Here is a 14,085-nt window from a genome sequence, read left to right as displayed (position 1 = left end):
CTCTCCCCAAGGGAGAGGGGACTGACATGGCAGCAAGCGGAACATCAGGGTTCCCGGGTCGCTCCGAACGGCCCCCTCTCCCTCTGGGAGAGGGTAGGGGTGAGGGCAGCCCGAGCGACGAACCATCAAGCCGCACACGCTCCCTGTTGCATCGGCACGATCATCGCCGCCAGCGCCGCGCTGGCCTGCGGATTGCCATGGGCAAAAATGAAGGCCAGGCCGTCGGCAGTACGTCGCAGCGGCAGGATATCCAGCTCAGGCAGTCCGGCGGCGGCGAGCTTCCAGCCCCGCGCGGGGCGCTCCGCCGGCAGATCAACGCGAATCAGCCCACCGAAATACCCTAGTTCTGCCACCTCACAGCGCCACTCGCCGCCTGCGCTGTTGCGCAGCAAGCCTCGCGAGTCGGCCGGTGCCAGGCGCGGCTCGAAGCGGCGCTCCAGATGCAGCAGCTGCTGGCGCTGGAAGCGCGTACTGCCCGCGGCGCTGCGCGGCAGCGGCTCACCGCACAGGAAGGGGTTGTACAGCCGGGCGCAGGCATCGCGGCGCTCGAACTGAGCCAGGTGGTCGGCATTGTGGATCAGCGCGAATTGCGCGTCCGCACAGGCATGGGCGAACTCGGCGTGCTCCCACGGCTGGGTGAAGTGGTCGTATTCGCCGGCCAGCACCAGGGTCGGGCATTGCGGGTGGCGGTCGAAGCCGCCGAAGGCCAGCAGGCGCTGGCTGTTCTGCCGATAGCGTTCGATTTCCGCCGGGGTCAGGCGCTGCAACTGGCGCAGCAGCGCCTTGCGGAACACCGGGGAAACGCCGGTATCGGCCAGGCGCAGCGGGTTGATCAGGCCGGTCAGCACGCCGTGGGCGAAGGGTTCCTGCTCGCCCAGTTCCAGGCGCGCCAGGGCTTCCTCCAGCAGCGCGCGGGCGCCGGGGCGGCCGAAGGCGGTGATGCCGGCCAGCAGCAGGCGACCGCAGCGCGCCGGGTGCCGGGCGGCGAACAGAGCGGCCAGGGCCGAGCCATAGGACAGCCCGATGGGCATCAGCGGCGGCAGTTGCAGGGTCTCGGCGAAGGCGGCGATCAGGTCGGCCAGGTCTTCCAGGCTCAGCTGCGGCGCCAGTTGCAGGTTGCCGCCCTGGCTGGGCAGGTCGAGCAGGATCACCGGGTGCCCGGCGAGCAGTTCGGAGACCTCGCTGGCGAAGGAACGGAAGCTCTGGAACGCGCCGCCCAGCAGCAGCACGGGCGGGCGGGGATCGTCTTCCCGCGAGGAGAAGGCCTGGTAGTGCAGTTGCCAACCGTCCAGGTCGAGCACCGCCGGGGCGGCGGTCAGCGTCTGGGCGCTGTAATCGGTGCGGTAGCGCATGGCAGTTCTCCGGCGGTGGGCCGCCTCTTGTTGTTCTTCCCTGGCGCCGTGTGATGGAGGCACGGGGGCATTTCGCACCAAGGCCTGCAGCCGTTCAGGCGAGGCCGATGCGAAACGACTGCAGGCCCTGAGCAAAGTAAACAGTGGATACGAATTTGTTTACCCAACCTTCGGGGGGCGATGCGGGAGGGGAGCGGCCCGGGTGTCACCGTTTCGCCGCCAGGCGCCTGATGGCGCGCAGGGGCGGCGTTACCCGGATGGGCGCGAAACGGCCTGTTTACCGGCCGGCTGCTGCGGCTGGCCGGTAAGGGCGCGCTCCCGCTATAATCGCGCATTTCCCTCACGCAGACGCGTTAGATCATGACCGAGTCCGTTCTCGACTATATGAGCCGCCTGGGCCGCGCCGCCCGTGAAGCGTCGCGCGTTGTCGCGCGCGCCACGACCGCGCAGAAGAACCAAGCCCTGCTGGCCGCTGCCGATGCCCTGGACGCTGCCCGCGCCCAGCTGACCGACGCCAACGAAAAGGACCTGGCCAACGGCCGTGCCAATGGCCTGGAGCCGGCCATGCTCGACCGTCTGGCCCTGACTCCGGCGCGCATCGACGACATGATCGAAGGCCTGCGTCAGGTCGCCATGCTGCCGGACCCCATCGGTGAGATCCGCGACATGCGCTACGTGCCGTCCGGCATCCAGATCGGCAAGATGCGCGTGCCGCTGGGCGTGGTGGGGATCATCTACGAATCCCGTCCCAACGTGACCATCGACGCCGCCAGCCTGTGTCTGAAGTCGGGCAACGCGACCATCCTGCGCGGTGGTTCCGAGGCGATCCATTCCAACCAGGCCATCGCGGCGTGCATCCAGACCGGCCTGGCCGCCGCCGGCCTGCCGACCAGCGCCGTGCAGGTGGTGGAAACCACCGACCGCGCCGCCGTCGGCGCGCTGATCACCATGCCCGAGTTCGTCGACGTGATCGTTCCGCGCGGCGGCAAGAGCCTGATCGAGCGCATCAGCCGCGACGCCAAGGTACCGGTGATCAAGCACCTGGACGGCATCTGCCACGTCTACATCGACGTCGCCGCCGACCTGGACAAGGCCATTCGCGTCGCCGACAACGCCAAGACCCAGCGCTATGCGCCGTGCAACACCATGGAGACGCTGCTGGTCCATGCCGGCATCGCCGACCGCGTGCTGCCGCCGCTGGCCGCCATCTACCGCGACAAGGGCGTGGAACTGCGCGGCGACGCCGCCACCCGCGCGCTGCTGGGGGCCGACGTGCTGGAAGCCACCGAGGAAGACTGGCGCACCGAGTACAACGCGCCGATCCTGTCGATTCGTATCGTCGACAGCCTCGCCGCGGCCATCGAGCACATCAACACCTACGGCTCGCAGCACACCGACGCGATCATCACCGAGAACTTCACCGACGCCCGCCGCTTCCTGACCGAAGTGGATTCGGCCTCGGTCATGGTGAACGCTTCGACCCGCTTCGCCGATGGTTTCGAGTACGGGCTGGGCGCTGAGATCGGCATCTCCACCGACAAGCTGCACGCCCGCGGCCCGGTCGGCCTGGAAGGCCTGACCAGCGAGAAGTACGTGGTGTTCGGCGACGGGCACGTGCGCACCTGATGAAGAAGGCGCGTCCCCGGCGGATCGGCCTGTTTGGCGGCACCTTCGATCCGGTGCACATCGGCCACCTGCGCAGCGCGGTGGAGATGGTCGAGCAGTTCGCATTCGACGAACTGCGCCTGATGCCCAACGCCCGTCCGCCGCACCGTGGCAACCCGCAGGTGTCCGCGGAACAGCGGCTGGCGATGGTCGAACTGGCGGTGGCCGACGTGGCGCCGCTGGTGGTGGACGACCGCGAGCTCAAACGTGACAAACCCTCCTACACCATCGACACCCTGGAGTCGCTGCGTGGGGAGCTGGATGAGCAGGACCAGTTGTTCCTGCTGGTCGGCTGGGACGCATTCTGCGGCCTGCCGACCTGGCATCGCTGGGAAGAGTTGCTGGAGCACTGCCATGTCGTCGTGCTGCAGCGCCCGGATGCCGACAGCGAGCCGCCGGAAGACCTGCGCGACCTGCTGGCGGCGCGCAGTGTTGCCGACCCGAAGGCGATGGCTGGCCCGGCCGGGCAGATCACCTTCGTCTGGCAGACGCCGCTGGCGGTTTCCGCCACCCAGATTCGCCTACTCCTGTCGCAGGGGCGCTCCGCGCGCTTCCTGGTGCCGGACGCGGTGTTGAACTATATCGAGGCACACGGCCTGTACCAGGCCCCTCACTGATCAAGTTAGAGAGTCATTTAATGCAAACCGAACAACTGGTCGAACTGACCATCGCCGCCCTGGAAGATCTCAAGGCGCAAGACATCACCGTCATCGACGTACGCGAGAAGACCAGCATCACCGACGTCATGGTCATCGCCACCGGCAGCTCCGGCCGTCAGGTCAAGTCGCTGGCCGACAACGTGCTGGAGAAGGTCAAGGAGCAGGGCGTGAAGCCCATCGGCAGCGAAGGCCAGGAAGGCGGCGAGTGGGTCCTGATCGACCTCGCCAACGTCGTGGTCCATGTCATGCAGCCGGCCACCCGCCAGTTCTACGACCTGGAGCGCCTGTGGCAAGGCGCCGAGCAGAGCCGCGCTCACCACAGCGCCGAGTAAGTCCGCCGTGCGTCTGCGTCTGATCGCGGTGGGCTCGCGCATGCCGCGCTGGGTGGAAGAGGGCTGGGCCGAGTACGTCAAGCGCCTGCCCTCGGAGCTGTCCCTGGAGCTGGTGGAAATCCCGTTGAACACGCGCGGCAAGAATGCCGACGTGGTGCGGCTGATCCGCCAGGAAGGCGAGGCCATGCTGAGCAAGGTCCAGCCCGGGGAACGGATCGTCACCCTCGAAGTCGAAGGCAAGCCCTGGAGCACCCCCCAGCTGGCGCAGGAGCTCGACCGCTGGCGCCTGGACGCGCGCACCGTCAACCTCATGGTCGGCGGGCCGGAAGGCCTGGCGCCGGAGGTCTGCGCGCGCAGCGAACAACGCTGGTCGCTGTCGCCGCTGACCCTGCCGCACCCGCTGGTGCGCATCCTGGTCGGCGAACAGATCTACCGCGCCTGGACGGTTCTGTCCGGGCACCCCTACCACAAGTAGTCGTAGCCGTTTTCGATGCCCCAGCCGATACAGCTCAAGGACCACGAGAAGGACGCCCGCCTGGTCCGCGCCCGCGTCATCGTCGGCGGGGTGGCGATCTTCCTGCTCGCCCTGGTGCTGGTGGCGCGCATGTATCACCTGCAGGTGACGCAGTACGACTACCACTCGACGCTGTCGGAAAACAACCGCGTCCACGTCCAGCCGATTCCGCCGAACCGTGGCCTGATCTTCGACCGCAACGGCGTGATCATCGCTGACAACCGTCCCAGCTTCAGCCTGACCATCACCCGCGAGCGCACCGAGAACCTGCAGGAGACGCTCAAGGCGCTGGTGGATATCCTCGGCCTCACCGAGGAAGACCAGGCCATCTTCGAGAAGCGCATGAAGCAGGGCCGCCGGCCGTTCGAGCCGGTGCCGATCATGTTCGAGCTCTCCGAAGAGCAGATCGCCCGCATCGCGGTGAACCAGTACCGCCTGCCCGGCGTCGACGTGACCGCGCAGTTCGTCCGCCATTATCCGCTGGGCGAACACTTCGCCCACTCGGTCGGCTACGTCGGGCGGATCAACGAGGCGGAACTGAAGAAGCTCGACCCGGTGGCCTATTCCGGCACCCACCACATCGGCAAGACCGGCGTGGAGAAGTTCTACGAGAACGAACTGCACGGCACCGTGGGTTACGAGGAAGTCGAGACCAACGCCCGTGGCCGCGTGCTGCGCGTGCTCAAGCGCACCGAGCCGGTGTCCGGCCGCGACATCGTACTGAGCATCGACAGTAAGCTGCAGGCCAAGGCCGAGGAGGCCCTGGCCGGCCGCCGTGGCGCCATCGTGGCGATCCAGCCGTCCACTGGCGAGGTGCTGGCGATGGTAAGCCAGCCGAGCTACGACCCCAACCTGTTCGTCACCGGCATCAGCTTCAAGGACTACTCGGCCCTGCGCGACTCCGAGGATCGTCCGCTCTACAACCGCGTGCTGCGTGGCCTGTATCCGCCGGGCTCGACGGTGAAACCGGCGGTGGCCATCGCCGGCCTCGACGCCGGCGTGGTGACGCCCGCCACCCGCGTGTTCGACCCCGGCTACTACCAGTTGCCGAACTACGACCACAAGTACCGCAACTGGAACCGCACCGGCGACGGCTGGGTGAACCTGGAAACCGCGATCATGCGGTCCAACGACACCTACTTCTATGACCTCGCCCACAAGCTCGGCATCGACCGCCTGCACGACTACATGAGCGAGTTCGGCTTCGGCCAGCGTGTGGCCCTGGACATGTACGGCGAGGCCGAAGGCCTGATGCCCTCGCGCCAGTGGAAGCGCGCGCTGCGCCGCCAGGCCTGGTTCCCCGGCGAGACGCTGATCCTGGGGATCGGCCAGGGCTACATGCAGGCCACGCCGCTGCAGCTGGCGCAGATGACATCGCTGATCGCCAACAAGGGCAAGTGGATCCGTCCGCACCTGGCCAAGACCATCGACGGCCAGCCGCCGGTGGACCCCGAGCCGATGCCCAACATCCTGCTCAAGGACCCGAACAACTGGAGTCTGGTCGACAACGGCATGCAGCAGGTGGTCCACGGCGCCCGCGGCACCGCGCACAAGGTCGGCGCCACCGCCGTCTACCGCATCGCCGGCAAGTCCGGTACGGCGCAGGTGGTGGCGATCAAGCAGGGCGAGAAGTACGACCGCTCCAAGCTCCTCGAACGGCATCGCGACCACGCCCTGTTCGTGGGGTTCGCGCCGGCGGACAACCCGCAGATCGCAGTGGCCGTGATGGTGGAGAACGGCGAGTCCGGCTCCGGCGTCGCCGCGCCCGTGCTCAAGCAGGTCATGGATGCCTGGCTGCTCGACGAAAACGGCAAGCTCAAACCTGAATACCAGCCTCAGGCCACGGCGGAGGCAGCCAAGCCATGACCAAGAACGGCAATTTCGACCGCACGCTGTCCAACGAAGACGTGATGAAGCGGCGCTCCAGCCTGCTGCAGCGTCTGCACATCGACGGCCTGCTGCTCCTGCTGCTGGTGACCCTGGTCTCCGTCGGCCTGTTCGTCCTCTATTCGGCCAGCGGCAAGAGCTGGGACTTGCTGATCAAGCAGGCTTCGTCCTTCGGCCTGGGCCTGGGCGCGATGTTCGTCCTGGCGCAGATCGAGCCGCGCTTCCTGGCGCGCTGGGTGCCGCTGGGCTACCTGATCGGCGTGGCATTGCTGGTGGTGGTGGACGTGATGGGCCACAACGCCATGGGCGCGACCCGCTGGATCAACATCCCCGGTGTCATCCGCTTCCAGCCGGCGGAGTTCATGAAACTGCTGATGCCCATGACCATCGCCTGGTACCTGTCCAAGCGCTCGCTGCCGCCGGGCTTCAAGCACAGCCTGATCGGCCTGGCGCTGATCGTGGTGCCCTTCGTGCTGATCCTCAAGCAGCCTGACCTGGGCACCGCCATGCTGGTGCTGGCCTCCGGCGCCTTCGTGCTGTTCGTCGGCGGCCTGCGCTGGCGCTGGATCATCACGGCCGTGTCGGCGGCGGTGCCGGTGGCGGTGGCCATGTGGTACTTCGTCATGCACGACTACCAGAAGCAGCGCGTGCTGACCTTCCTCGACCCGGAAAGCGACCCGCTGGGCACCGGCTGGAACATCATCCAGTCGAAAGCGGCCATCGGCTCGGGCGGCGTGTTCGGCAAGGGCTGGCTGCTGGGTACGCAGTCCCATCTGGATTTTTTGCCCGAAAGCCACACGGACTTTATCATTGCGGTGCTCGGCGAAGAGTTCGGCCTGGTCGGAGTGTGCCTCCTGCTGGTGTTGTACCTGCTGGTGATCTACCGGGGGCTGTGGATCACCGCCCAGGCGCAGACGCTGTTCGGCAAGTTGCTCGCCGGCAGCATCACCATGACCTTCTTCGTGTATGTGTTCGTCAACATTGGTATGGTCAGCGGGCTGTTGCCAGTGGTGGGGGTGCCGCTGCCTTTCATTAGTTATGGCGGAACTTCGCTGGTGACCCTGATGTCAGGGTTCGGGGTTTTGATGTCGATCCATACCCATCGCAAGTGGATCGCCCAGGTTTGATGACAAGAGTGAAGAAAGGGATGCAAGTATTGCGCGCCTGGGCTTCCAGGGGAGTGCATTGGGTCGGACTCGCGGGGGCGATCGGCATGTCCGGTGCCGCTGCCGCGGGCGATTACGATGGTTCGCCCCAGGTTGCCGAGTTCGTCAGCGAAATGACCCGTGAGTACGGCTTCGCCGGCGAACAGCTCATGGGTCTCTTCCATGACGTGGAGCGCAAGCAGTCCATCCTCGACGCCATCTCCCGCCCCGCCGAACGGGTCAAGACCTGGAAGGAATACCGTCCGATCTTTGTCACCGACGCGCGCATCAACCGCGGCGTGGACTTCTGGAACCAGAACGCCGAGGCCCTGGCCCGCGCCGAGAAGGAATACGGCGTGCCGGCCCAGTACATCGTCGCCATCATCGGTGTCGAGACCTTCTTCGGCCGCAACACCGGCAACTTCAAGGTGATGGACGCGCTGTCCACCCTGGGCTTCGACTACCCGCCGCGCGCCGACTTCTTCCGCAAGGAGCTCAAGCAGTTCCTTCTCCTGGCCCGCGAACAGCAGGTCGACCCGCTCAGCCTGACCGGCTCCTACGCCGGTGCCATGGGCCTGCCGCAGTTCATGCCGAGCAGCTTCCGCGCCTACGCCGTGGACTTCGACGGCGACGGCCACATCAATATTTGGAGCGACCCGACCGATGCCATCGGCAGCGTCGCCAACTACTTCAAGCAGCACGGCTGGCACACCGGCGAACCGGTGGTGTCGCAGGCGGAAATCGGCACCTCCACTGCCGAAGACGCGCTCACCCAGGGCCTGGACCCGCAGCTGAACCTCGGTCAGCTACGCTCTCAGGGCTGGCGCACCCATGACGTGCTGCGCGACGACCTGATGGTCACCGCCATGCGCCTGGAAGGCGACCAGGGCACGGAGTACTGGGTCGGCCTGCCGAATTTCTATGTGATCACCCGATACAACCGCAGCGCCATGTACGCCATGGCGGTCCATCAGCTGGCTGGCGAGATCGCCAAGGCGCGAGGTGTCCATTGAGCAAGCGAATCGCAAGTCCCGGCCTCTGGTCGCTGGCCGCCTGCGTTGGCCTGAGCACCGTGTTCCTCGCCAGTTGTACCGGTAACCGCGCGCCCCAGCAGCAGCCGGTGGCCAGCAGCGGCATTTCCGGCCCCTACGACTACAACCGCCCGCACCGCGACGGCGCGCCCTGGTGGGATGTCGACGTCTCGCGTATCCCCGACGCGGTGCCGATGCGGCATAACGGCCCGGTGAAGAACAACCCCTACACCGTGCTGGGCAAGACCTACTACCCGATGAACGACGCGCGCACCTACAGCGTGACGGGCACCGCGTCCTGGTACGGCACCAAGTTCCACGGCCAGGCCACCGCCAACGGCGAGCAGTACGACCTCTACGGCATGACCGCTGCGCACAAGACCCTGCCGCTGCCCAGCTATGTTCGCGTCACCAACCTGGACAATGGCAAGAGCGTGATCGTCCGGGTCAACGACCGTGGCCCGTTCTATTCCGATCGGGTGATCGACCTGTCCTTCGCCGCGGCGAAGAAACTCGGTTACGCCGAAACCGGCACCGCGCGGGTCAAGGTCGAGGGGATCGATCCGGATCGCTGGTGGGCCTCTCAGGGCAAATCGCAGCCGATGATCATGGCACTGCCGAAGATGGCAACGCCGCAGCCGTCCGCCGCGCAGCCCCAGGCCGTGGCCATGGCGCAACCGATCGAAACCTACACCCCGCCGCCCGCGCAGCACGCAGCGCCCATGGCGCCGGTTCAGATCGACTCAAAAAAAAACGCTTCATTACCAGCCGATGGCCTGTATCTCCAGGTGGGTGCCTTCGCCAACCCGGACGCTGCGGAGCTTCTCAAGGAGAAGGTCGGCAGCCTGACGGGGGCGAAATCCTTTATCAGCTCGGTCGTGGTCAACCAGCAGACCTTGTACCGAGTGCGCCTGGGACCGATCAACACGCAGGATGAAGCAAGCCGGATGCAGGACAGCATCCGTGTGGCCAACCTTGGCCAACCCAAGCTCGTGCACCTGGACTGAGATTCCACCGCACGCGCCGCAGCGGCACGCAGAGGCCGCGGCAACGAGTTCCCCCCAAGGGGATTGTTTGACCATTAGTGAACCCCAGAGAAACGGATGAACATCTTCAACATCGCCAAACGTCTGTCATTGCTTGTGCTGCTCAGCGCCCCCGTGGCCAGCTGGGCCGCTGAAGTCGTTCCCGCCGCGCCGCAACTGGCGGCCAAAGCCTGGGTCCTGATGGACGGCGCCAGCGGCCAGATCCTCGTCGAGAACGCTGGCGACGAACGCCTGCCTCCGGCCAGCCTGACCAAGCTGATGACTGCCTACATTGCTACCAAGGAAATCGAAGGCGGCCGCATCGGTGAGAACGACCAGGTCACCGTCAGTGAACATGCCTGGCGCACCGGTGGTTCGCGCATGTTCATCAAGGTCGGCTCCCAGGTCTCGGTGAGCGACCTGCTGCACGGCATCATCATCCAGTCGGGCAACGACGCCTCCGTCGCCCTGGCCGAGCACATCGCCGGCAGCGAAGACGCCTTCGCCGACATGATGAACACCACCGCGCAGAAGCTGGGCATGACCAATTCCCACTTCATGGACGCCACCGGCCTGCCCAACCCGGAGCACTACTCCTCCGCCAAGGACATGGCGATCCTGGCCCGCGCCATCATCTATGGCGAGCCGACCCACTACGCCATCTACGCGCAGAAAGAGTTCCTCTGGAACAACATCAAGCAGCCCAACCGCAACCTGCTGCTGTGGCGCGACAAGACCGTCGACGGCCTGAAGACCGGCCACACCGACGAGGCCGGCTACTGCCTGGTGGCCTCCGCCGTGCGTGACGGCCAGCGCATGATCGCCGTGGTGTTCGGCACCAACAGCGAGCAGGCCCGCGCCGCCGAGACCCAGAAGCTGCTGACCTACGGCTTCCGCTTCTTCGAATCGCAGACCTTCTACAAGAAGGGCGCCGAACTGACCAAGGCCATGGTCTGGAAGGGCTCCGAGCACGAAGTCAAAGCCGGCCTGGCCGAAGACCTGACCATGACCGTACCGCGCGGCCAGCTCAAGCAGCTGCAGGCCAACATGGTCGTCGAGCCGAGCCTGATGGCTCCGATCCAGCAGGGCCAGGTGATCGGCAAGGTCGAAGTCAAACTGGGTGACAAGGTCGTCCGTACCTCCGACCTGGTAGCCCTGAACGCCGTCGAGGAAGGTGGCTTCTTCCGCCGCATGTGGGACAGCCTGCGCCTGTTCTTCTACGGCCTGTTCAACTGACCGCCCGTCCCGGCCTTGCACTTTTGTATACAAAGCCGGGATTGATCCTCACGCGCAGTCGCAAACTCGGGTAAAATGCCCGCCTGCGACTGCGCGGTCCCCCCGTGGCCCGGCAGCCGTCGTCCGATCCACCCGGAGCGCCTCCATCCTGGGCGCTCATGCGGAGGCGGGCTACCCGCCCGCGAGTGCCATGACTGATACCCCTGATACTGTCGACACGACCGAACAGCCCGCGCCGAAGATCGAGTTCCCCTGTGAACGCTATCCGATCAAGGTCATTGGCGATGCTGGCGAAGGCTTCTCCGATCTGGTCGTCGAGATCATCCAGCGCCACGCGCCCGACCTCGACGTCACTACCCTGGTCTCCCGTGACAGCCGCAACGGCCGCTTCCTGTCCGTGCAGCTGCTGATCACCGCCACCAGTGTCGACCAACTGCAGAACATCCATAAAGACCTGCGCGCCACCGGCCGCGTCCACATGGTGCTCTGATGGGCGAAACGCTGGGCTTTCGTGAGCTGGGGATCCTCCCTTACGAGCCGACCTGGCACGCCATGCAGCGCTTCACCGCCGAGCGTGGTGCTGAAACCCCGGATGAAGTCTGGCTGCTGGAGCACGAGCGCGTGTTCACCCAGGGCCAGGCCGGCAAGGCCGAGCACGTACTGTTCCCCGGCGACATCCCGGTGGTGCAGGTCGACCGCGGCGGACAGGTGACCTACCACGGCCCCGGCCAGTTGGTGGCCTACCTGCTGCTCGACGTGCGCCGCTCCGGTATCGGCGTGCGCGACCTGGTCTCGCGCATCGAGCAGAGCCTCATCGGCCTGCTCGACAGCTACGGCGTCCAGGCTGTGTCCAAACCCGACGCACCGGGCGTCTATGTCGACGGCGCGAAGATCGCATCCCTCGGCCTGCGCATCCGCAATGGCCGCTCCTTCCATGGCCTGGCCCTCAACGTGGACATGGACCTGGAACCCTTTCGACGCATCAATCCCTGCGGATACGCAGGCATGGCCATGACCCAGCTGAGCCAGCTGGCGGGCCCCATCGCATTGGCCGATGTGCGCGAGCGCCTGCGTGGCGAACTCGTCCAGCGCCTTGGCTACGCAGCACAGAAGACCCTAACGGGCGGGATCTAACCTAGATGAGCACTGTTGTGGATAACCCAGGTCAGGCCGCCCCGGCCGCCAAGCCGGGCAAGGTGGAAGTCGGCGTCAAGCTGCGCGGCGCGGAAAAGGTCGCGCGCATTCCGGTGAAGATCATCCCCACCGACGAACTGCCGAAGAAGCCCGACTGGATTCGCGTGCGCATCCCGGTTTCCCCCGAGGTCGACCGCATCAAGCAACTGCTGCGCAAGCACAAGCTGCACAGCGTCTGCGAGGAAGCCTCCTGCCCGAACCTCGGCGAATGCTTCTCCGGCGGCACCGCCACCTTCATGATCATGGGCGACATCTGCACCCGTCGCTGCCCGTTCTGCGACGTCGGCCACGGCCGGCCGAAGCCGCTGGATGTGGACGAGCCGAAGAACCTCGCCATCGCCATCGCCGACCTGCGCCTGAAGTATGTAGTGATCACCTCGGTGGACCGCGACGACCTGCGTGACGGCGGCGCCCAGCACTTCGCCGACTGCCTGCGGGAAATCCGCCAGCTGTCCCCCGGCATCCAGCTGGAAACCCTGGTCCCGGACTACCGCGGGCGCATGGACATCGCCCTGGACATCACCGCCCAGGAGCCGCCGGACGTGTTCAACCACAACCTGGAAACCGTGCCGCGCCTGTACAAGTCCTCCCGTCCGGGCTCGGACTTCGAGTGGTCGCTGGACCTGCTGCAGAAGTTCAAGCAAATGGTTCCCCACGTGCCGACCAAATCTGGCCTGATGCTCGGCCTGGGCGAGACCGACGAGGAAGTCATCGAGGTCATGCACCGTATGCGCGAGCACGACATCGACATGCTGACCCTCGGCCAGTACCTGCAGCCCTCGCGCAACCACCTGCCGGTGCAGCGCTTCGTGCACCCGGACACCTTCGCCTGGTTCGCCGAGGAAGGCGAGAAGATGGGCTTCAAGAACGTCGCCTCCGGCCCGCTGGTACGTTCGTCCTACCATGCTGACCAGCAGGCCCATGGTACGAAAATCAGCTAATTGTCCTAGACCGCGCCGGTAAGCTCATATGGCCGGTCGAGTTCGATACCGTTCGGAAGTAACAAACGCCGCTCCTCCAGCCAGGTTGAGCGGCGTTTTTATGCTCTTGCGACTCACACTGAATCAACATGGGCGGTGGGCTGAATGGGAGGTCACGCGGCGAGTGTCGAAGTCTGACGTGCATTAATGAAATATTAATTAATATTTTTATGGGGTCGTAAGGGGGCAATTTGGAGGAATGGGATTATTCCTTGGTGGGGGATGGGCTTTTTCTGAGGTGAGTAATTTGGGGTGCGTGGATAGTCTTTAGTTAGGGTGAATAAATGCCCGAACTTAGGAGGTTTTCATGTACGTCGCTTTCAAGAAATTCGCTATTGCTGCAGTTATCGCTACGCCAGGTATCGCGCTTGCCGATAACACCATCACTTTCCAAGGTGAGGTAACGGACCAGACCTGTGCCGTCACTGTCAACGGCACCACAGGTAATGCCACTGTTCTGCTGCCCACCGTTTCCAGCGCCGACCTGGCCGCTGCCAACACTAAAGCTGGCGCTACTCCGTTCACTCTTGGGGTCTCCGGCTGCTCTCCGACCGGTCCGCAGGCTGTCAAGTTCAAGTTCAACGGCCGTAATGTCGACGCCAACGGCAACCTGAGCAACATCGCTGGCAGCAATCCGGCGAGCAATGTTGCATTGCAACTTCTGGAAAGTGTCGGTGGGAACCAGATCAACCTGAGCGGCGGTGTAGTAACCGCTAACTCCGTTATCAATCTGAATGGCGCCGCATCGGGTTCTCATGATTTTGGTGTGCAATATATTTCCGTACCTGGCAGCGCAACTGCCGGTTTGGTAACTGGCGTTACAGAGTATACCGCGTCTTATCAGTGATTGCTGATTGAACTGAAGCGAGGAACAAGGAAGTACCTCGCCCGGTTGTCGCTACTTCATTATTTGATTGCTATATCGCTGTACGATATTTGTCGTTATATCGCTGCTGTACTGCCTTGATTATTTTGTCTGGTACCTGGCCCTGCAAATAAAACTGCATGCTTGGCTGGATACCTGCATCTGATTTTTGGCATTCGGCCAGTGGCTAGCGGATGTCG

14 protein-coding genes are annotated in these 14,085 nt (G+C 64.9%); 13 read left to right on the top strand and 1 reads right to left on the bottom strand.

The annotated features are described in order from the left end of the window. Positions 1-125 precede the first annotated feature (125 nt). A complete protein-coding gene (locus J5M67_RS07460; protein WP_207884674.1) occupies positions 126-1,352 on the bottom strand; it encodes an alpha/beta fold hydrolase in 1,227 nt (408 codons plus the stop codon). Between the two features lie 360 nt (positions 1,353-1,712). Between J5M67_RS07460 and J5M67_RS07455 the strand changes: the two genes are divergently transcribed. The 13 genes from J5M67_RS07455 (at position 1,713) to J5M67_RS07395 (ending at position 13,867) form a co-directional block, all read left to right on the top strand. Beyond that, positions 1,713-2,978 carry a glutamate-5-semialdehyde dehydrogenase gene (locus tag J5M67_RS07455; RefSeq protein ID WP_207884673.1) on the top strand — a complete coding sequence of 422 codons (1,266 nt, stop codon included), beginning with the start codon at positions 1,713-1,715 and terminating at the stop codon, positions 2,976-2,978. Next, positions 2,978-3,634, top strand: coding sequence for a nicotinate-nucleotide adenylyltransferase (gene nadD, locus J5M67_RS07450; protein ID WP_207884672.1), 657 nt, complete (start codon positions 2,978-2,980; stop codon positions 3,632-3,634). Before J5M67_RS07455 ends, nadD begins: the two co-directional genes overlap by 1 nt. Before the next feature lie 20 nt (positions 3,635-3,654). Continuing rightward, positions 3,655-4,008 (top strand): ribosome silencing factor, encoded by a 354-nt coding sequence (gene rsfS, locus J5M67_RS07445; protein WP_207884671.1) that lies wholly within the window; start codon positions 3,655-3,657, stop codon positions 4,006-4,008. A 7-nt stretch (positions 4,009-4,015) separates the two neighbouring features. Further along, the gene (gene rlmH, locus J5M67_RS07440) at positions 4,016-4,483 is read left to right on the top strand and encodes a 23S rRNA (pseudouridine(1915)-N(3))-methyltransferase RlmH (RefSeq protein ID WP_207884670.1); all 468 of its coding nucleotides are present in this window, start codon (positions 4,016-4,018) and stop codon (positions 4,481-4,483) included. A 15-nt stretch (positions 4,484-4,498) separates the two neighbouring features. Next, positions 4,499-6,388 carry a penicillin-binding protein 2 gene (gene mrdA, locus J5M67_RS07435; RefSeq protein WP_207884669.1) on the top strand — a complete coding sequence of 630 codons (1,890 nt, stop codon included), beginning with the start codon at positions 4,499-4,501 and terminating at the stop codon, positions 6,386-6,388. A gap of 44 nt (positions 6,389-6,432) precedes the next feature. Next, positions 6,433-7,536: a rod shape-determining protein RodA gene (gene rodA, locus J5M67_RS07430; protein WP_207884751.1), complete on the top strand. Its 1,104-nt coding sequence runs from the start codon at positions 6,433-6,435 to the stop codon at positions 7,534-7,536. 8 nt (positions 7,537-7,544) lie between these two features. After that, the gene (gene mltB, locus J5M67_RS07425) at positions 7,545-8,567 is read left to right on the top strand and encodes a lytic murein transglycosylase B (protein WP_207884750.1); all 1,023 of its coding nucleotides are present in this window, start codon (positions 7,545-7,547) and stop codon (positions 8,565-8,567) included. Then, positions 8,564-9,592, top strand: coding sequence for a septal ring lytic transglycosylase RlpA family protein (locus J5M67_RS07420; protein ID WP_207884668.1), 1,029 nt, complete (start codon positions 8,564-8,566; stop codon positions 9,590-9,592). The genes mltB and J5M67_RS07420 overlap by 4 nt, the downstream gene beginning before the upstream one ends. 96 nt (positions 9,593-9,688) lie before the next feature. Then, on the top strand, positions 9,689-10,846 hold the full coding sequence (locus J5M67_RS07415; RefSeq protein ID WP_207884667.1) for a D-alanyl-D-alanine carboxypeptidase family protein: 1,158 nt from the start codon (positions 9,689-9,691) through the stop codon (positions 10,844-10,846). Positions 10,847-11,036: 190 nt separating this feature from the next. After that, entirely contained in the window at positions 11,037-11,336 is a 300-nt protein-coding gene (locus tag J5M67_RS07410) for a DUF493 domain-containing protein (protein WP_207884666.1), read from the top strand. Further along, complete coding sequence (lipB, locus tag J5M67_RS07405) at positions 11,336-11,980, top strand: lipoyl(octanoyl) transferase LipB (RefSeq protein WP_207884665.1); 645 nt, start codon at positions 11,336-11,338, stop codon at positions 11,978-11,980. The genes J5M67_RS07410 and lipB overlap by 1 nt, the downstream gene beginning before the upstream one ends. A 5-nt stretch (positions 11,981-11,985) precedes the next feature. Further along, a complete protein-coding gene (gene lipA, locus J5M67_RS07400) occupies positions 11,986-12,981 on the top strand; it encodes a lipoyl synthase (RefSeq protein WP_207884664.1) in 996 nt (331 codons plus the stop codon). Positions 12,982-13,327: 346 nt separating this feature from the next. Then, positions 13,328-13,867 carry a fimbrial protein gene (locus J5M67_RS07395; RefSeq protein WP_207884663.1) on the top strand — a complete coding sequence of 180 codons (540 nt, stop codon included), beginning with the start codon at positions 13,328-13,330 and terminating at the stop codon, positions 13,865-13,867. Positions 13,868-14,085 lie beyond the last annotated feature (218 nt).

The sequence above is a fragment of the Pseudomonas sp. 30_B genome, assembly GCF_017491605.1.
In the GTDB taxonomy this organism is placed as follows: Bacteria; Pseudomonadota; Gammaproteobacteria; order Pseudomonadales; family Pseudomonadaceae; genus Pseudomonas.
The sequence above is the reverse complement of the archived record's forward strand: the minus strand, read 5'-3'. Positions and strand labels throughout refer to the sequence as shown.